This window comes from Pseudoalteromonas sp. S1612, from assembly GCF_005887175.1.
GTDB classification, from domain to species: Bacteria; Pseudomonadota; Gammaproteobacteria; order Enterobacterales; family Alteromonadaceae; genus Pseudoalteromonas; species Pseudoalteromonas undina.
Window position 1 is genome coordinate 15,746 of record NZ_PNDH01000010.1, and the last position, 17,983, is coordinate 33,728.

Here is a 17,983-nt window from a genome sequence, read left to right on the forward strand (position 1 = left end):
ACACGTATTATAGTCGCTGAATTGGTAAATTACTTTACCAACCCACTTAAGTATTTATCGGCAACATTGCACTAAGCTTTAGGAAAACCATGGATTCTATAATTGAACAACTCAACGCCAACTTAAAAATTGTTTACCGTCAGGCGCTTGATGCTGATAAAAAACTCGATGAGTTACAACAGCAAGGCCACGGAAAATTTAAAGCCTTATTTGCCGAAGACGCTGGATTTAGCTTTGAAGCTAAACGCTTTAAGCCTTACGTTTTAGACGTTGCCGCAGATGTAGAAAGCTTATCAAGCGACGGTTTAGACGAAGAAAAGCTAAAACAAGCAGTTATTAAACTACAAAACTTACTAACCTTGTTAGCGACCTTTAAGTAAGCACTCTGGGCTTACTGCGCAAAACATCTGTTGCACAGATGTTTTGCGCTATGTTACTTAATACGCGGTAAAATTTGTTCACCAAACCACTCTGTTAATAAGCGTTTTTCGTAGTAAAATGCTTCATCTCGACCCATTTTAATTTTATCCATAAAACCCATATCTTTTAAGCTTACGTTATCTTCTTGTGCGACAACGCCACTTTCATCACTAAGCACATAATTAAATTCAATGCGTGGAAAGTGAATAGGTTTAACCACTCGGATTTCGTTAACACCGCCATAGCGTACGTCTCCGGCTAAATCTAAATCGGTTACTTCAATTTTTAAACTGTAGTTTTTAGGAAGTTGCTCGCTGAGCTTTGCAAAGTGTTCATCAATACTTTTGGCTATTTGCTTATGGTATGAGCCTTTAGTTTGGTTTGATGGGCGTACATCGCGATAATCATTAAAGTCATGCCATTTCACTTGAGCCTCACCCGCGCAAACAACACTCGGTAGTGCAATACACATCAACATTGCTATTTTTTTAACTAAGTTCATACGTTTCTCCAACGAGTATTTTGATCATTGTGATCAATTGAATATTTTACAAATCGCTATACATCACTTTAGCAATTACATATGAACTATAACTTAATCTTTACGCTGAGGTGTTATTAAAATTGCACAAAATGTAATCGAAAGTACGGTTTACGATCATACTATTACAAAGCAAATAAAATAATACATGTAAAAACTCATTATTTATGGTGAAATTAGGGTAATTGAACAGAGGTTTCCAAGGAGTATTCATGGCAATTTTAGTAACCGGTGGCGCAGGCTATATTGGCTCACACACCGTTTTAGAACTTTTACAGCAAGGCAGCGACGTTATCGTTATCGATAACTTAAGTAACTCCTCTGAAGAGTCACTTGAGAGAGTGAAAAAAATAACCGGTAAAGCAATTACTTTTTATCAAGGTGATATTTTAGATAAATCCTTTTTAGACTCAGTATTTGCAAAACATAACATTGATAGTGTAATTCATTTTGCAGGTTTAAAAGCAGTTGGTGAGTCGGTAGCCAAACCAATCGCGTATTATCAAAATAACGTACAAGGCACATTAACACTAGTTGATGCTATGCGTGACGCGGGTGTGTTTAAACTGGTATTTAGCTCATCTGCAACAGTTTATGGTGACCCTGCAAGCTTACCAATACGCGAAGACTTCCCCGTTGGCGGTACAACCAACCCATATGGTACGTCTAAACTAATGGTTGAAATGATGCTGCAAGATATCGCTAAATCAGATGAGCGCTTTGCGTTTGCTATTTTGCGCTACTTTAATCCTGTTGGTGCACATGAGTCAGGTTTAATTGGTGAAGATCCTAATGGCATTCCTAATAATTTACTGCCTTTCATTTCACAAGTTGCGGTTGGTAAATTAAAGCAGCTCGCTATATTTGGCGATGATTACGACACGGTAGATGGTACTGGTGTTCGCGATTACATTCACGTTGTAGATTTAGCCCTAGGGCATTTAAAAGCACTTGATAAAATAGCCGCAGAAACCGGTGCGCTTGTTTATAACCTTGGTACCGGTAACGGCTATTCAGTATTACAAATGGTCAATGCGTTTATTAAGGCTAGCGACCAAGCTATCCCTTATGCGGTGTCACCTCGTCGCCCTGGTGATATTGCAGCCTGTTATGCTGCGCCAGAAAAAGCGCTTAGTGAACTAGGCTGGCAAGCCGAGCGCGGCATTGATGTTATGATGCAAGATACATGGCGCTGGCAATCAAATAATCCAAATGGATATAAGTCATAAAGGCTTCTTTAAGTTATCAGCTTAAAATTAAAACACCGCATTTAAATTAAATGCGGTGTTTTAATGTTGTACTTACCAATTTTGCATTTCTACAATCCGTGACTGGGTTCGCGCATATTCAAAGCTTAATTTTTTACCTTGGTATAACTCGTTTATGTCGGCCTGGGCATTAATTACCAGTAATTTGTGGCAATCATAAAACTCATCGACTAAGGCAATAAAACGCCGAGCTTCATCATCGAGTGTATGCTCATCTAACTGCTGCTTTTCGCGCTGATAGCTATCTTCTATACCATGCACAATAACTTTACCAGTTGCCTCTTTTCCCATTATTGGCACATTCGCGATGTATACTACCGAAAACTGTTCTGCTAAAAACATATAGTCATTGGCGCTACGAGGGCCTGAGCACAATGCCATAAAATCAATCAGTAAAGCATCGTCAGTTTTTAATAAATAAGGAAGCACTCGGCCATGCACAGTTATTGTATTATTACGCATTGCTTGAGAATGTGCGGATAAAAACCCAGCCTCAAATTCAGCATCGGGCAAGTTAATAAAATAATGACGACTACTTCTGCCGTATCTAAAGCGGTGATCTTCCTCCCCCGCCACGTTAATTACACGACAATGTTCATTTATTAAATCGATAGTTGGTAAAAATCGCGCGCGTTGCAGACCGTTGTAATAAAGTTGCTCCGGTTTTGCGTTAGAGGTTGCTACTAGCACCACGCCTTGTTCAAATAAAGCGTTAAATAACCGAGCCATGATCATGGCGTCACCAATATCACTAACAAAAAACTCATCAAAGCACAGCACTTTTATCTTTTTGGCCCACTGTTTAGCAATTATTTGCAGCGGATTTTTATCCCCTTGTAACTTGGCCAATTGAGCATGAACTTTTTCGATAAAATGATGAAAGTGCAGGCGCTGCTTTTTCTCTGTGGGTAAGTTTTCATAAAATAAGTCCATCAACATAGATTTACCTCGACCAACCGGGCCATATAAATATATTCCCCTTATTGAAGGTGCTTTTTGCCACCAGCTTGCAGGCTGATTTAATTGCTCACTTAAAGACTGTAACGCACTCACGGCTTGGTGTTGCGCCGCATCGAAATCAAGCTCTCCTGATGAAACCTTGCTATGGTACAGGCTTAAAATTTCTGTACTGGGCTCTGTCATGGTATTTCACTATCCGCTATACTCGCGGCCATTGTAGCCGACTAAAAATGTGAACAACATGAAATTTCCTTGCCGTTTAGATAAATTTATTAGCCATTTAGCAGAGTTACCACGCTCAAAAGCCCGTGCAGCAATAAAAAGCCAAGCGGCTAGCGTTAATGGCGAGGTGATCACGGCATTCGACTTTCAAGTTACTCAGCAAGATGACGTGTTATTTCATGATCAGCCATTAGTGTTTTTAGGTAAACGCTACTTTATGCTCAATAAGCCGGTAGGTTATGTATGCGCTAATTCAGATGAGTTACACAAAACCGTATTTGATTTGCTTGATGAGCCAAACATGGCCGACTTTCACATTGCCGGGCGTTTAGATATAGACACCACTGGCCTAGTGCTTATTACTAATGATGGCGACTGGTCACACAAAATTACCTCGCCTAAAAAGAATAAATTTAAAACCTACTTGGTTGAAACTCAAGAGCCGATTACCGATGATGCACTGCAGCAATTACGCGACGGTGTGCAGCTTCACAATGAAAAAGATTTAACTCGCCCTGCTATTGCTGAGCGCTTAGGGAATTATGGTTTACGCTTGTCTATTTCTGAGGGGAAGTATCACCAAGTAAAACGTATGCTAGCAGCGGTAGATAACAAAGTAGTTGAACTACATCGTGAACAAATTGCGGGTATAAAGTTAGGTGAAGATTTGGCTGCAGGTGAATACCGCCCATTAACTGCCGCAGAGATAAAACTGTGAGGTTGTTTAGGTGTTAGGAAATGGTTCACGAGGTTCGGGCTGTTCACCTGCCGCTCTAGGCTCGATGCTCGTTGCCTTCTATAATCTTGCCTAATCTCTGTTCTTACGATTTAATCTGTACTAAATCAAAGTCTGTCATCCCAGGTACAATCGCTTGCAGCCGAGACTCAGTAATATCTAGAGAGTTTAAACATTCACAATATTCAGAGGCTTTAAGTTCTAATTGATGGGCTTTTTTCTGTAACGACTTATCGATTTCTTTGGTGATGATATCCATGCGTTGCCCCATGTCGTTCATGCGGTCTTCTATATTGCCTTCTCGAGATTTAAACGCATCCCCAAGCGACATTAAAATAGCACCCAAAGAGCCATGTACAGCTGAGTGTATTTTTTGACTAATTTCTTTAGTAAAAAAATCATCAATTTGGGAAAGCGATTGAGGGGCTATAAAAAAGAAATCGTCGCCACGTTTAAACTTATCCATAAGTGCGCGCTCTACATATTGTAATTGCGTTTTTAGCACTTCGGGTTCTTTATCTGACATGCCCTCAACAACATGCTCAATAGCACTGAGTCCTAGGTTAACGCCATCGGTCGCTAAATCGACCAACTCAGGAACTGTTTGACGAATACCATTGCTAAATTGTTCTAGCACTTTGCTTTCGTCGGTGCTTAAATCGACCCAGTAGCCTCGAATAAACAATTGATTATTATTGTTAATTTGCACCCTTGTTTGGCCTTTATCAACAATACGGATCACATCATCGGTAATAATTAAACCATGACGAAGTTCAACATCACATTGTTTTTGTGCGATTGCATTGGAGCTTAAAAGTGCCATTGATAACGCCAATATCGAACGAGATAAAAACGCCATAAACACCTCAAAAAGACTAAAATAGGGGGTGGCTAGATTAACAAAAAACCAACTTTATGCAAGCAAAAGTAACACCCTAAAAACAAGGCACCATGAAACGTAACGTTTACACAGCGCCTTTATCCTCTGGCTTGTACTATTAAATAGGTGAGCCTGGTGGTATTGGCAGGGCTTTAAAATTATCAGGCCACTGGCCTGTTGTTAAAAACTGATTAATTTGCGACGATAAATAGTTTTTAAATGCGCTGTCACCCACTTCAGGGTGGCCTAGCAAAGAATGCTGATTAAACTCATCAGCAAGTTTGCTTAAATAGAAATGCAGTTGCGCTTGCACTTCAGGGCTTAAACCATCGTTAGCCACAAGATCAGCCATGGCTTTTGCCGTTAGGTACTGTACTCGTTGTGTTACTTTTCCTGTCATGGTGGCAGGTGCTGATACATTAAACACTTGCTTATTTAACTGTTTAAGTAGCTCATCTAGGCTATAAAAGCGGTTATCACGTGCTTGCTGCTGTGCTAATCGATTTAATCGTTGAGCGTTTAGTAATAGCGATAGGCTATGCTGCGCTGCCACTTCAGGCAATGCAAGTGCATCCATAGTTAAGCCGGTACGACCCACTATACTTTCTCGTGATTTAGACTCGCCATACGCCTTAGGTACAATCAAAGACAGTATCGACTCTGGCAGCGTTAAATTAGTTGCTTTTAGGGTGGCTAAAATAGCATTAACTGCTTGTTGCTGAGTCTCTTTAGCTACAACTTGGGCGCCTTTAACGGGTGCATCACTGCGAATTTCATAGTCATAATCAACGCCCGCAATAAGCTTTGCAACCGCTTCAACTTGATAACGATGGAATAAGTAAAGTGGCACTAGCTTTTCTTCTAACTGCGACAGTGCAACCCCAGTTTTTATATTGTTAATACCAAACTGCCCGAGCGCTTGCTTTCGCACATCAAGCACTCTAAGTAATTCTTCACTTGGATTACTGCCATTATCCCAAAGATGCGCTGTAGGGTGCGCCCCACCTTTTGCACGGGCATCACTGTCAGAAATAAACGCCAAACCTTGTGCTTTATTTTGCTGCAAAATAGCAGCGAGTGCTTCGCTTTCATCTTGGCCGGTAAAGTCACTGTAGCCATATTTGATCACTTGCGTATCCCATGCGCCCATACCTTTAGCATAACCATCAGATACGTCTAACTGACCATTATCTGCAAAGCTCAATAACGGATGCGGATAATCCATCACCGAAGCTCGATTATTTACTGACGCAGCAAAGTTGTGCGCAATACCCAGTGTATGACCAATTTCATGAGCACTGAGTTGACGAATACGATCAAGTGCCATTGTATGTAAAGTGCTTGCCACTTCATTGCCTTTTAAATAAGGCGCAGCGAGTGATTCAGCAATAAGGATATCTTGACGCACTCGCAGCGAGCCTAGTGTCACATGGCCTTTAATAATTTCGCCTGTTCGTGGGTCTATAATTGAACTGCCATACGACCAGCCTCGGGTTGCACGATGCACCCATTGAATAACATTGTAGCGCACATCCATAGGATCTGCATTACTTGGTAGCACTTTAACTTTAAAGGCATTTTTATATCCTGCTGCATTAAAAGCGTCATTCCACCATTGCCCACCATCTAATAAGGCCGTTTTTACTGGTTCAGGTACCCCTGGATCTAAGTAATAAACAATAGGCTCTACTGGCTCACTAACTGCTAGGCTTGGATCTTTTTTTGCTAAACGATGACGCGGAATGTAACGCACGTACATAGACTCATCGAGCCCTGCTGCATAATTTTTATGCTCCACACTCCAATAACCCGATTGCGGGCTAAATTTACGAGGTGTGTAATTATCATCAGGCAATTGAATAAGTGAATGGTGCATGTGCACACTCAAAGTGTAAGGATCAGCACTCACTTGGCGAACGTATTTACCTGGTTTAGACCCTTTAAAGGTGAGAATGGCTTCAAGTTCAGTATTTTTCAAAAATGCTTTTGAGCGATTCATAAATACCGCACTGCGTGACTCATCAAGGCTAAACTGCCCTTGCTTGCGCGCAGCTAAAGTACGGCTTACGCCATGTACGTCACTCAGTAAATAAGGGGTGTAATCTATTAATGCAGCATTGGCATCTTGAGCGACAACTTTAAAACCCGCCAAAATGCTGGATGCAAACGCTTCTTTAACGCTTTGCTGCTCTGCTATATTACTCGTGTTTGCACGGTAGTAAGTATTTACGGCACGTAACATCACCTTGTTGCCAAAGCGCTCAAACTGTACCAAATAGGTACCGCCTAATTGGCCTCTATCTAAACCTATATCGTTAGAGCCAACGCCATAAGGCAAGCTATGCTGTAGTAAAAATTGTTGCTCAAGTTTATCAACTTTTAAATACACATTGCCGTTTTGGGTATCGTAAAAGAAAGAAAAATAACCAGGGAAATGGTTCATTTTTTCAGTAAATTCGTCAATAGACTTAATTGCTGCGTGCGCTTGAGTTATCATACAGAGCAGCACAGTAAAGAGTATGTAACTTAATCGTGATATTTTTTGCATAATCTTATCTTTGTTATTAGCGTTTTAAATGCGATGTAGGTACCCCATTATAGGGGGTTATTTATACAATACAGTTATTTAAGACGAATTTCAGCGCTCTAAACTAATCTCTCTCACATTATGATTAGTTTTAACACGTTATCAGGAAAAAAGAATGCGTAGACTCCCACCAGTATTACTAGAAGATGGCTGTTCAAGAGAACTTTTGTCGTTAATTCGTACTATTTTAGCGGCATGTAAAGAAATTTCATTTCGCGTCGGTCAAGGTGAATTATCGGGCGTATTAGGCTCAACCCTCGATGAAAATATTCAAGGCGAAACACAAAAGAAACTCGATGTACTGTCTAATCAGTTATTAAAAGATATATTGCTGGAGTCAGGCACAGTTAAAGCGATTGCCTCTGAAGAAGAAGATTATACTGTTGCCGGTAACCCAGATGCCGAGTACATTGTTGCATTTGATCCACTTGATGGCTCGTCAAATACAGATATTAACTCACTTGTAGGTACTATTTTTTCTATTATGAAAGCACCTGTGGGCTCAGATGCTGCTGATGAAAAGATTTTTATGCAACCTGGGCATCAACAAGTGGCTGCAGGTTACGTACTGTATGGCCCATCAACTATGCTTGCGCTAACAACGGGTAAAGGTACACGCATGTTTACCTTAGATAAAACCCAAGGTAGCTTTTTACTTACTCAAGATTTTGCCGCTATTCCTGCTAAAACTAATGAATTTGCAATTAACGCCTCTAACCAGCGCCACTGGGAACCAGCGATGCAAAACTACATTAATGACTTACTTGCCGGAGATACAGGCCCTCGCGCTCAAAACTTCAATATGCGTTGGATTGCTGCAATGGTTGGCGATGTTCATCGTGTACTTAGCCGTGGTGGTTTATTTACTTACCCAACTGACACTAAAGATCCTAATAAACCTAATAAACTACGTTTACTATATGAAGCAAATCCAATGGCAATGCTAGTAGAGCAAGCAGGTGGTATTGCTTCAACAGGCACTGAGCGTATTATGGATATTCAGCCTGATGCTATCCATCAGCGAGTTGCGGTTATTTTAGGCTCTAAAGACGAAGTAGAAACTTGCTTGAGCTATCATAAGTAAACTTTAAGAACAGGTTTTAGGTTTCAGTTGTCAGCTAGAGATTAGCCCTGTAGTGGTTACTAACATCTGAAAACTGTTGCTTAAAACCTTTCATACTTTCTGATAGCCACCTGCTACTGTTGTAGCAGCTTTAACAACTGTGCGAGCTTTTGATGAGTCAACTCGCCCATTTGCTCGCTATTACTTAGCGCGTAAATAACGCCTTCATGCTCAGCGCAATTTATGTCATCTCGCGACTCAATAACATTTGCCCACAGCTGTAAATCGTCAATATCAATTTCTTTATTGAAACAACGCGTAAGTACATTAATTAGTACAGGCTTTGTGAGTGTGTACAGGTAGATTTTATTGCTTGCTGCGGTTGAAACAATCACACTAATGGCACTATCTCTTTGCTCGCCAAATGTAATAAATTCAGCCAATGCTTTTTGTATATTCATAATGTTTGTTATTCTTGCTGCTCTACTGTTAATAAGACCTAAAATGACCCAGATAAACTGCAGCCAATGTAATACAACGCTTAACTGTAATGTTAATGATATAACCGCATGTTGGTGTTATCAGTTACCTGCTATTTTACCACTCGATGATACAGCAACCAGCTGCTTATGCCGCTTATGTACTCTTGCTAAAATAAATAACTATTTAGAGACTATATACACTCAACCAATAAAAGCTCAAATCGCTTTTGCTAAACAATTTAGAAGCCATGATAATTTAATTGAAGGGTTAGATTACACCATGCAGAATAATTACATGGTGTTTAGTAAGTGGTATTTTTTAAAACGTGGTACTTGCTGCAAAAACGGGTGTAAAAATTGTCCCTATAATTAAATTAGCCACCCACTGCAATAGGCAGTGAGCTATCAGCGCCCCACTCACTCCACGAGCCGTCGTAAACACTTAAATTATTATATCCGCATTCATCAGCGAACAGTGCAAGCGCACAGGCAGTAACCCCCGAACCGCAGCTAAACTGTATCTGGGTTGCATTACCGACTAATTCACTAAACTGTGTTTGTATAAAGTCGAGTGATTTTGCCTCGCCATTTTCTAATAAACTACTTAAAGGTAGCGAGTAGCTATTAATAATGTGGCCGCTGCGCATACCCGCTCTTGGCTCTTTATTTTTACCCGTAAAGCGCTCATAAGCACGCGCATCTAAAATAACTGTATTGGCATCATTAGTAGCACTTAGCACCTGTTTTTTATCAATAAAGTAATCAGGTTGGTAATGAGCAATAAAGTCGCCTTTTAGTGATGCTTGCGTATAGTTTGACTCAACCGCAAGCCCCAGCTCAAGCCACTTGGCTAAACCACCACTGAGCACTTTTACGTTATTAAACCCCATGGCTTTAAACATCCACCAGGCTCTAGCTGCACTGAATAACCCCGCATCTTCATAAATCACCACCAATGAGTCGTGATTAACGCCTGCTTTTTGCATCACCTGAGTAAATTGCTCTGCACTACACAAGGTATTGGGTAATGGGTTTGAAGTATCTGCGAGTTCTTTTTTGATATCAAACCGTTGTGCCTTGGGTAGCATAGCAACGGGCGAGTACTCCCCTGCAGCAGAGGGGCGTAGCATACCTGCATCAAAAATAACTAAGTTAGTTTGCTCTAAACGCGCATGTAACCATTTTGCACTGACTATGTTTTTCATCGTCTTGCCAAATTTAAAGAAATGAAATAGCTATATATTATTACAGCCTGTTTATAAACAGAATTTAGACTGGTTACAAATTATAATAATGCTAAAATAGCTGCTTTGAGGTTTCTAAATAAAATAAAATTATGCCAATCCCTTTTTACATTATCAATATGCAAGGCTGCGAAGACCGTTGGGAAACAACCCTAAAGCGACTTACCAGTCTACACTTAAATGCTGAACGTTTTGAAGCGACCATTGGCAAAAACCTTAGTGAACAAGAAATCCTCAAGTGGTATTGCCCGAAAAAAAATAAAAAACGTTACAATCGCAACCTATCTGCAGGTGAAATTGGTTGCTATGTAAGCCATATGCGCCTTTGGCAAAAAATGGTCGTTGAAAATATCGCTTATTGTGTTGTATTAGAGGATGACCTTTTCATTGAAGCTTCACTTAAAGATGTTGTTGATGCGGCGCTTAAATTAAAAAACTGGGATTTAATCAAGTTATCTGATAATCGAAACTTTCCATTTATTGACAGTACGTTATTAGAAAATAACCTAACAGTTGGCAACTATAAAAAAGCACCAAACGGCACTCAAGGCTACATCATTTCACTAAGCGGCGCTAAAAAACTACTGCAAAGAAAACCGTTTTTTAGACCGGTAGATGTCGATATGCAGTTTCACACTGAAGTAGGCTTAAATATGATAGGCATAAAACCCTACCCTGTTGCCGAAGATCGAAGCTTTATTAGTGAAATAACAAGCGCTAATGCAGGCTCTCATTCCAACCGCAGTACATTTATCAGAAATTTAATTCATAGATCGAGTATTCATATGCAAAGACGATATAAAACTGCGGATCTTGCCAAAATTACAAGTGAGTAATACCCAGCATATTTTTACATGTATGCATTTGATTATAAAAATTAAATCTTAATAATTTCGCCACGCAATGGCGCCATTTTAGCTAAAATTTCATTTTGCACTGTATGTGGGATATTTTGCTCGTTCATTGCATTTATTAATAAATCGACAACGTGATTGAAGTCTTTTTCATTTATATTCATACCTGTATGAATCGCAACCATCGAGTCGCCTTTGTATTCACAAGGACCCTCAACCAGCGAACATAAATGGCTAATAAACCCTTGTCGAAAATGGCTAATATTACTGTGTTCAAAGTAATGAAATACCTGCTTGTCATTACCTATTTGGGCAATAAAACTGTCAGTTAACTTTTCAAGCCCAGCTCGCTCGCCAAGTTGGTGATACAGAGAAGTGTTAGGTTGTGTTGTACACCCTGAAAGTAAGCTTAAACAACAAAAAATAAATACACTCAGTTTCATTACCAATACCCCGTAACCGATAAATACCAGCCGGTTTGTTTATCAACACCAGCAATCCGCCCTAAGTCTAAATAGGCCGCCGTTACACTGACATGTTTATTAGGCATCCACGCTATAAATAAATCGCGCCAATCTTGTTCGCCTAAACCTAGGTTATTGGCTTTTTGTCGATACTCAATGCCAATAGCAAGTTCACGACTTACAAACACCGCACTACTTGCTTCTAGTAAAATATGGCTACCTTCATTAGCCCCTCCATATCCTAAAAGCCCTAACTGATTGGCTTTACTGTAACGGGTGGTCACATTCCAAAACCAGTTGTACCCAGCAAGTGCGCCCAAATGTAATTTACTGGCTGCTAGGTACACATCTGTACCACTGGTATTTTTTGCGCCAACCAACTTTGCAACTGCGCCATCATCCAGTGATTTATGCTGTACACCCATGCTTAGCTGGGGCCACTTACTGTATACTATATCACCATATAAACGAATTTTTGCCCCAGAAATTGACTGCTCTATTTCTGTATTGAGCGCAGGCACGTCAAACTGCTGCACTGCATAACTCAGTTCAACACGATTAAATAGGTTAAGCTGCACACCACAGGCATCTAGGCGGTAATCTGTTACATCAGCACGACTACAAAAGCCATTAACAGCCCATTCGTCCTCACTAGCATAACCTGCTAGCTGCGCCCAAGGAACTAACCCTCCTCCTGCACTGCCTTCAACTTGAGACACGCCCGGTGTTGCTAATAGTTTTCCCGTTGCAGCTACAGTTAGCGTACTGCAAAATAAGAGTGTCATGCTCAGTAAAAATTTAATGTACACCCTGATATTCCTCTAACCATTGTTCTAGTTGTTGTGCTTTTAAAGGACGACTCAAGTAGTAACCTTGTGCATGATCGCATTGCATTTCATGAAGCAATGATAAAGACGCTGCCGTTTCTACGCCCTCGGCCACCACTGAAAACCCAAGTTGGTGTCCAAGTGTGATTGACGAGCGCACTATGTATTGATCTTTTTGTGACTCATGCAAAGTTAAAATAAAGCATTTATCTAGCTTAAGCTCATCAATAGGTAACATTTTTAATCGCCCCAATGATGTTTGCCCGACACCGTAATCGTCTAGTGATATTTTAACACCGATAGTTTTTAAGTTCTCTAACGCTTTGATACCTTGGGCTTCATTTTCGATCATATCGCGCTCCGTCAACTCAATAGTGACAGAACTTGGGCTTACATGATATTTCTTTAAGGTCGCGACCAACAAATTATGAAATCCCGCATGCGCAATATCTTGGGCTGACACATTAATCGCTGCCTGTAAGTGAATCCCTTTTTTATACCAATCGGCTATTTGCGCAATAACTGTATCGACAACCCAGGCAGTTAGTTCCACAATTAATCCTGACTGCTCAGCTAAATCAATGAACACTTCAGGCGAAACCCAGCTCCCATCATCACGTTGCCAACGAATAAGTGACTCAACCTTATCAATTTTCTGACTTTTAATATTCAACTTAGGCTGATAAGTCATAAACAGTTGCCCGTTATCATCATCAATCGCTTGTTTGAGCTCATCAAGCATGATTAAACGGTCTAAGTGCGCCTCATCTTCACCATCTTGGTAGTAATGTAAGCTTTGTTGGCTTGTTGTAGCCGCATCAACAGCAATGAGTACACGCCGCATTAAATCGTCCGCTTTAACGCCTTGTCCAGGGTACTGCACAATCCCAGCGTTAAAACGCAAACTTATTTTTAAGCTTTTAATCTGGTAAGGTGCCTGTAATTGCTCAATCAAATCGGCTACAGCACATTTTACTTGGTCAGCCTCCACACTGGGGTAAACCGTTAAAAACTCATCGCCGCCAATTCGTGCATGAAATCCACCAAGCTCATCAGAGAATTGACGAATACGGTTTGCCACCGCAATTAAACACTCATCTCCTACTTGCGGACCAAGCTTGTCGTTTATGTGTCTTAAGCCTTTTATATCAATAGCAACAAGCGTGTAGCATCTATCTTTAGTGAGCTGCTTTGCTAATAAATCTAACATAGCTGAACGGTTATAAAACCCTGTTAAGGTATCGTGATGTGCTTGAAAACTGATTTGCTGCTCACGCTTATTAATATCATTACCCATGTTATTAAAGGCGCTGACTAGCGTTGCTATTTCGCTGCTTTGTTTTTTACCTTCAAATTTAAAACGGTAGTCACCTTTGGCAAATTGCCTTGCGATAACCGCTAACTGTGTAAGTCCGCTGGTTAAGTTATTGGCAAGCAAACTACTGGTGATCACACCAAATAACATGGTTAACACGGCCAATGTAACTAGCGTTAGCAATAGTTGCTCAATATCTCGATAACTTGAGGTTAAATCAGCACTTAGTAGTAAGGTGACCGGGTGTGATTGCAAAGATGGTAAAGCTATTTGTTGATTTTCATAGGCCAAATATTCAGCAAAAAAACGAGCTGTAGTTTTATTTTCAAAGTATTCTATAGGTTGAAATTTTTCAGGTTGAGGTGCAAACGAGCTTGCTGCAAAACTATCTAATTGCGCAACAAAGCTAACCTCCATACCGGTTAAGCTTTTCAGCTCAGTAGTCACAGCCGATGTGATTTTGAACCCGACTAAACTGTAAGCGATGGTTCTGGGGGTTTTAACTGGCAATAATATTACTTGATAGAGCTGATTATTTAACACTACAAAGCTCGATTGTTCAGAATTATTTAATAATTCATCCATCAAGGGCTGTAGGTTATCTGCAAAATTTTGTGCATTCACATTAGCAGACACTAACCGCCCCGATAAATCGAGCAACAGCATTAAATCGGCATTGATCCGTTGGCTATGATTGTATAATACACTACTAATGGTGGCTGCATCGCGAGTAGCAACTGCCTGCTTAAAACCAAAATCAGCGGTTAACACCTTTGCAGCAGTTAATAGCAAGCTCTCTTTTGATTTTAAATATTGCTTATAAACGCTTTGCGCAACCGTTATATTTTGCTGTACTTTTTCTGCCTGAAACTTACTCGTAGACCACCAAAAACTCACTAAGCTGAGTAAAGTTGTAAGTAACACCAAGCCAACGCATAGCGTTGTTATACGGCTACGTAAATTATTGCCCATTACCTTCCCTAAATTGACTGCCAAAGGTGTTACGTGGTGCAGGCGTAGACGTATTTATAGTGATTGATACCGGGCTGGTTGATTTTATATCAAACATTTTTTTATTATCCAAAGTCGCTGTTTGCAGTGAGTGCCAGACACTGGCTTGCACAGGAAAAGAGTCAACTTGTAGATTTATTTGGCCTTGCTCGTTGCTGGTATACACATGATTACTATTAGCGACATAAATATAGCCCACCATAGAATCGTGGATATTGCAGCCTAGAACAACAACACCTTGATTATCAAACTTAATGGGATCTTCTGGCTGACCAGAATAGAGCTTTAATTGAAAGGGCTTTGCTTTTGAAAAAGAATATACATGGTGGCGAATATTATCGCTATTTGGAAAGTTAACGTACTGACCTTGGTGTACAATAAGTAGCTGTGGTGAAAACTGTTTATCAACTTGATCCATTACCGCCGTGGGTAAACTGCCCGTAGTTTTTGAGGAAGGTAAATGATTTATTTCTACGACAGCATTAGGCAATACTTGGTCATGCTGATCTTTAATAACCAAATTAATGGTATTGCCAAAGGCCGACACACTAAACAATGCACCCAGTACTAATAAATAACGACGTTTTGCAATAACTTGCATTGCTCGCTCTAACATAATCACACCTAAATATTCACTATAGGTTAAGTTAATTAGAGACGAGCACTAATTGCAAGAATTATAGCTCAGTTAGTTAAAATAAATACTTTTTTACTAGTAAAAATGAGCATTGCTATGCCTGTCTACTTACTTCGCTAATTAACGATTAACCCGTAGTCAGTATCTAAAATTGCAATCACTTCTTGGCGTGGATCATTGGGTATAACGATCTCTTTACCGATAATTTTGCTAGCGATACCCACATAAGTGTCAGACACTTCAAGCATTACTGACTCAGGTAAAATATAATCTTTTGCTAGCTGCTCACGCTCAGCCATACGGTCTTTATTTAATAACACATCACTCTCTGGTACGTTATTAATTAACAGCTGACGGAAGCCTTCCTTTGAGTTTTCAACAATTTTGCCATTCTTATAAGATACTTCATCCCAAATACGCGATGAATCTGGTGTCCCTACTTCATCAATATAAATAAGTTGCTGCACACCATTTAAATCTTCTACGTAACCAAATTCAAATTTAGTATCGACGAAAATTTGCCCTAGCTTAGCTAACTCATTACTAATTAGCTCGAATCCTTCTACCAATAATTTTTCGTATTTGGCGACATCGTCAGCCGATTTAAAATTGAAAACATCTAAGTTGTTCGTAATATTTTCACGAGTGATGTTTACATCATCAACGGCAGGAATATCAGCAACCCCTTCTATAATACCTTTAGTAGAAGGGGTTATAAGTACTTGCTCAAGCTTTTGATTCGCTTTTAAGCCTTCTGGAAGTTGCAAACCACAAAAGTGTCTTTCGCCTTTGGCGTAGTCGCGCCACATACTGCCGGTAATATATTGACGAGCAATCGCTTCAACTTTAACTGTACTGGCTTTACGAACAATCCATACGTATGGGTGAGGAATATCAACAATATGATTACCCGCCAAACCGGCTTCATTAAACATGTTAAACCAATGAGCAGCCACTGAGTTTAATGCAATCCCTTTACCAGGAACGCCATTTAGGCCATTTTCACCTTGCCATATGCAATCAAAAGCAGAAATTCTGTCTGAAATAACCATAATAGCTAATTCAGTATCGGCAGGAACGTTATAGCCTTTTTCATTTATTAAGCGTTTGCTATCTGCATCAGTTAACCAATAAACTGAACGCACTTTGCCACTGTGTACTTTACCTTTAGTACGAATGGGTAAGTCATCGTTTACGTCTAAAACTTTATAGCTAGTCATGCTATCTCCGGGGTTTGCCATGCTCAAAGAGCAAAGTATGGAATTGGGGTTAGGCGCTCTATAATAATCTAGGCAACCACAAAGCTCAATCTTAGGCTAAAAACAAATCATCTCAGAATATTTATCTAGCTGACGCATTGGGGTAAACTTGCATGATTACTTGCCCTAAGGAGCTAGCTTGAACTATTTAACTGCCACTAAGAATAAGAAATATCTAATGTATATTTCCCAAAATTATTCCTATGCTATTTTAAGGCCATTGCAAGCAGAAATATTAGCTCAAGGAGGGGAAGTTAAATGGTTCTTAGAGGGTGATAATGTTAACCCTGACTTTTTGAAAAGTGATGAAAAAACACTAAATTCTATTCATGAGATAAACCAATGGGCGCCTGACGCAACCTTTGCACCAGCGAACTCTATCCCTACATTTTTCCCAGGAAAGAAAGTAGCTGTTTTTCACGGCTTTGATGCAGGAAAACTAAATAAAAAAGGCCAAAACGATCACTTTAAAGTTCGGGGATGTTTTGATTTATATTGTACACAAGGCCCAAATACGACGGCTCCGTTTACGGCGTTACAAAAAAAACTGGGCTATTTTAAGGTAGTAGAAACAGGTTGGCCTCCCCTAGATCAATTCTTTAACGGTAACTCAAAGCCTAGCCATATTGATGAAACAGACTCTCGCCCAACGGTATTGATCTGCTCTACATTTTCAAAACGCTTATCTCTTGTACCTAAACTTTATGATCAAATAAAACACTTTAGTGAAAGCGGTAAATGGCGACTATTAGTTCAGTTTCATCCGAAAATGCCGCAAGAGTGGGTTAATAAATATCAAGCGTTAAGTAATGATAATCTAACCTTTGTTGAAACAGACAATGTTATTCCTTTATTACAATCTGCTGATGTAATGCTGTGCGATACTTCATCCATACTACTGATGTTTTTAGTACAACGAAAACCGGTTGTAACGTTTTGTAATAAAGCACCTGAAAAACACTTACTTGATATTACAGATAAAAATAACGTTGAAGCCGCAATAGACTATGCACTAACTTACCCAAAAGAACTGGTGGATAATATTGAAGCTTTTTGCCAAGAATTACACCCATACACAGATGGCAAGTCAAGCCAACGAGTACTTTGCGCAACCAATGAACTGTTGCATAGTGATGAAAAGCTCAAAGCTAAACCACTTAATCTTATTAGACAATTTAAAATGCGCAAAAGACTTAACTATTGGAGTTGGTAA

Annotated in this window: 18 protein-coding genes; 7 read left to right on the forward strand and 11 right to left on the reverse strand. The window is 39.9% G+C overall.

All coding sequences use genetic code 11. From position 1 onward, the window contains the following. Positions 1-89 precede the first annotated feature (89 nt). A complete protein-coding gene (locus CWB78_RS04595) occupies positions 90-380 on the forward strand; it encodes a hypothetical protein (RefSeq protein WP_010390514.1) in 291 nt (96 codons plus the stop codon). 53 nt (positions 381-433) lie between these two features. Here the strand turns inward: CWB78_RS04595 and CWB78_RS04600 are convergent, their stop codons facing one another. Further along, positions 434-922 carry a DUF3016 domain-containing protein gene (locus tag CWB78_RS04600; protein ID WP_010390512.1) on the reverse strand — a complete coding sequence of 163 codons (489 nt, stop codon included), beginning with the start codon at positions 920-922 and terminating at the stop codon, positions 434-436. A 251-nt stretch (positions 923-1,173) separates the two neighbouring features. On the opposite strand from CWB78_RS04600, the gene galE reads away from it, so the two are divergent. Continuing rightward, the gene (gene galE, locus CWB78_RS04605) at positions 1,174-2,190 is read left to right on the forward strand and encodes a UDP-glucose 4-epimerase GalE (RefSeq protein WP_138569808.1); all 1,017 of its coding nucleotides are present in this window, start codon (positions 1,174-1,176) and stop codon (positions 2,188-2,190) included. A 72-nt stretch (positions 2,191-2,262) separates the two neighbouring features. On the opposite strand, the gene zapE is transcribed toward galE, so the two are convergent. Then, a complete protein-coding gene (gene zapE / locus CWB78_RS04610) occupies positions 2,263-3,372 on the reverse strand; it encodes a cell division protein ZapE (protein WP_055012239.1) in 1,110 nt (369 codons plus the stop codon). A 58-nt stretch (positions 3,373-3,430) separates the two neighbouring features. Here zapE and rsuA point away from each other — a divergent pair, with 58 nt between their 5' ends. After that, entirely contained in the window at positions 3,431-4,129 is a 699-nt protein-coding gene (gene rsuA / locus CWB78_RS04615; RefSeq protein WP_010390509.1) for a 16S rRNA pseudouridine(516) synthase RsuA, read from the forward strand. Between the two features lie 103 nt (positions 4,130-4,232). Here rsuA and CWB78_RS04620 read toward each other — a convergent pair whose 3' ends face one another. Both CWB78_RS04620 and CWB78_RS04625 read right to left on the reverse strand, forming a co-directional pair. Beyond that, entirely contained in the window at positions 4,233-5,006 is a 774-nt protein-coding gene (locus CWB78_RS04620; protein ID WP_010390508.1) for a YggN family protein, read from the reverse strand. 139 nt (positions 5,007-5,145) lie between these two features. Beyond that, positions 5,146-7,575: a zinc-dependent metalloprotease gene (locus CWB78_RS04625; protein ID WP_138594417.1), complete on the reverse strand. Its 2,430-nt coding sequence runs from the start codon at positions 7,573-7,575 to the stop codon at positions 5,146-5,148. Between the two features lie 154 nt (positions 7,576-7,729). Between CWB78_RS04625 and CWB78_RS04630 the strand changes: the two genes are divergently transcribed. Continuing rightward, positions 7,730-8,698, forward strand: a complete 969-nt coding sequence (locus CWB78_RS04630; RefSeq protein WP_008115459.1) for a class 1 fructose-bisphosphatase — start codon at positions 7,730-7,732, stop codon at positions 8,696-8,698. Between the two features lie 113 nt (positions 8,699-8,811). Here the strand turns inward: CWB78_RS04630 and CWB78_RS04635 are convergent, their stop codons facing one another. Next, the gene (locus CWB78_RS04635) at positions 8,812-9,138 is read right to left on the reverse strand and encodes a hypothetical protein (RefSeq protein WP_008115457.1); all 327 of its coding nucleotides are present in this window, start codon (positions 9,136-9,138) and stop codon (positions 8,812-8,814) included. A 43-nt stretch (positions 9,139-9,181) separates the two neighbouring features. Between CWB78_RS04635 and CWB78_RS04640 the strand changes: the two genes are divergently transcribed. Then, positions 9,182-9,532, forward strand: a complete 351-nt coding sequence (locus CWB78_RS04640; RefSeq protein WP_010390504.1) for a DUF5522 domain-containing protein — start codon at positions 9,182-9,184, stop codon at positions 9,530-9,532. Between the two features lies 1 nt (position 9,533). Here the strand turns inward: CWB78_RS04640 and CWB78_RS04645 are convergent, their stop codons facing one another. Further along, entirely contained in the window at positions 9,534-10,364 is an 831-nt protein-coding gene (locus CWB78_RS04645) for a sulfurtransferase (RefSeq protein ID WP_138594419.1), read from the reverse strand. A gap of 131 nt (positions 10,365-10,495) precedes the next feature. On the opposite strand from CWB78_RS04645, the gene CWB78_RS04650 reads away from it, so the two are divergent. Next, complete coding sequence (locus CWB78_RS04650; RefSeq protein WP_138594421.1) at positions 10,496-11,239, forward strand: glycosyltransferase family 25 protein; 744 nt, start codon at positions 10,496-10,498, stop codon at positions 11,237-11,239. 41 nt (positions 11,240-11,280) lie between these two features. On the opposite strand, the gene CWB78_RS04655 is transcribed toward CWB78_RS04650, so the two are convergent. The 5 genes from CWB78_RS04655 to CWB78_RS04675 all read right to left on the reverse strand — a co-directional run bounded on the left by CWB78_RS04655 (position 11,281) and on the right by CWB78_RS04675 (position 16,731). Next, a complete protein-coding gene (locus tag CWB78_RS04655; RefSeq protein ID WP_054202515.1) occupies positions 11,281-11,700 on the reverse strand; it encodes a group I truncated hemoglobin in 420 nt (139 codons plus the stop codon). Continuing rightward, complete coding sequence (locus tag CWB78_RS04660) at positions 11,700-12,506, reverse strand: DUF3034 family protein (RefSeq protein ID WP_464711460.1); 807 nt, start codon at positions 12,504-12,506, stop codon at positions 11,700-11,702. The genes CWB78_RS04655 and CWB78_RS04660 overlap by 1 nt, the downstream gene beginning before the upstream one ends. Positions 12,507-12,519: 13 nt before the next feature. After that, positions 12,520-14,835 carry a bifunctional diguanylate cyclase/phosphodiesterase gene (locus tag CWB78_RS04665; RefSeq protein WP_054202517.1) on the reverse strand — a complete coding sequence of 772 codons (2,316 nt, stop codon included), beginning with the start codon at positions 14,833-14,835 and terminating at the stop codon, positions 12,520-12,522. Beyond that, entirely contained in the window at positions 14,825-15,490 is a 666-nt protein-coding gene (locus CWB78_RS04670) for a methylamine utilization protein (protein ID WP_055012244.1), read from the reverse strand. The genes CWB78_RS04665 and CWB78_RS04670 overlap by 11 nt, the downstream gene beginning before the upstream one ends. 137 nt (positions 15,491-15,627) lie before the next feature. Next, positions 15,628-16,731: a phosphoribosylaminoimidazolesuccinocarboxamide synthase gene (locus CWB78_RS04675; RefSeq protein ID WP_075170518.1), complete on the reverse strand. Its 1,104-nt coding sequence runs from the start codon at positions 16,729-16,731 to the stop codon at positions 15,628-15,630. 217 nt (positions 16,732-16,948) lie between these two features. Here CWB78_RS04675 and CWB78_RS04680 point away from each other — a divergent pair, with 217 nt between their 5' ends. After that, on the forward strand, positions 16,949-17,983 hold the full coding sequence (locus CWB78_RS04680; protein WP_138594425.1) for a CDP-glycerol glycerophosphotransferase family protein: 1,035 nt from the start codon (positions 16,949-16,951) through the stop codon (positions 17,981-17,983).

Coding starts and splice junctions, on each gene's coding strand:
- CWB78_RS04645 (WP_138594419.1), bottom strand. CDS start 10,364: ATGAAAAACATAGTCAGTGCAAAATGGTTACATGCGCGTTTAGAGCAA.
- CWB78_RS04660 (WP_464711460.1), bottom strand. CDS start 12,506: ATGACACTCTTATTTTGCAGTACGCTAACTGTAGCTGCAACGGGAAAA.
- CWB78_RS04655 (WP_054202515.1), bottom strand. CDS start 11,700: ATGAAACTGAGTGTATTTATTTTTTGTTGTTTAAGCTTACTTTCAGGG.
- CWB78_RS04595 (WP_010390514.1), top strand. CDS start 90: ATGGATTCTATAATTGAACAACTCAACGCCAACTTAAAAATTGTTTAC.
- CWB78_RS04600 (WP_010390512.1), bottom strand. CDS start 922: ATGAACTTAGTTAAAAAAATAGCAATGTTGATGTGTATTGCACTACCG.
- CWB78_RS04670 (WP_055012244.1), bottom strand. CDS start 15,490: ATGTTAGAGCGAGCAATGCAAGTTATTGCAAAACGTCGTTATTTATTA.
- CWB78_RS04650 (WP_138594421.1), top strand. CDS start 10,496: ATGCCAATCCCTTTTTACATTATCAATATGCAAGGCTGCGAAGACCGT.
- CWB78_RS04625 (WP_138594417.1), bottom strand. CDS start 7,575: ATGCAAAAAATATCACGATTAAGTTACATACTCTTTACTGTGCTGCTC.
- CWB78_RS04680 (WP_138594425.1), top strand. CDS start 16,949: ATGTATATTTCCCAAAATTATTCCTATGCTATTTTAAGGCCATTGCAA.
- rsuA (WP_010390509.1), top strand. CDS start 3,431: ATGAAATTTCCTTGCCGTTTAGATAAATTTATTAGCCATTTAGCAGAG.
- CWB78_RS04620 (WP_010390508.1), bottom strand. CDS start 5,006: ATGGCGTTTTTATCTCGTTCGATATTGGCGTTATCAATGGCACTTTTA.
- galE (WP_138569808.1), top strand. CDS start 1,174: ATGGCAATTTTAGTAACCGGTGGCGCAGGCTATATTGGCTCACACACC.
- zapE (WP_055012239.1), bottom strand. CDS start 3,372: ATGACAGAGCCCAGTACAGAAATTTTAAGCCTGTACCATAGCAAGGTT.
- CWB78_RS04635 (WP_008115457.1), bottom strand. CDS start 9,138: ATGAATATACAAAAAGCATTGGCTGAATTTATTACATTTGGCGAGCAA.
- CWB78_RS04665 (WP_054202517.1), bottom strand. CDS start 14,835: ATGGGCAATAATTTACGTAGCCGTATAACAACGCTATGCGTTGGCTTG.
- CWB78_RS04675 (WP_075170518.1), bottom strand. CDS start 16,731: ATGACTAGCTATAAAGTTTTAGACGTAAACGATGACTTACCCATTCGT.
- CWB78_RS04640 (WP_010390504.1), top strand. CDS start 9,182: ATGACCCAGATAAACTGCAGCCAATGTAATACAACGCTTAACTGTAAT.
- CWB78_RS04630 (WP_008115459.1), top strand. CDS start 7,730: ATGCGTAGACTCCCACCAGTATTACTAGAAGATGGCTGTTCAAGAGAA.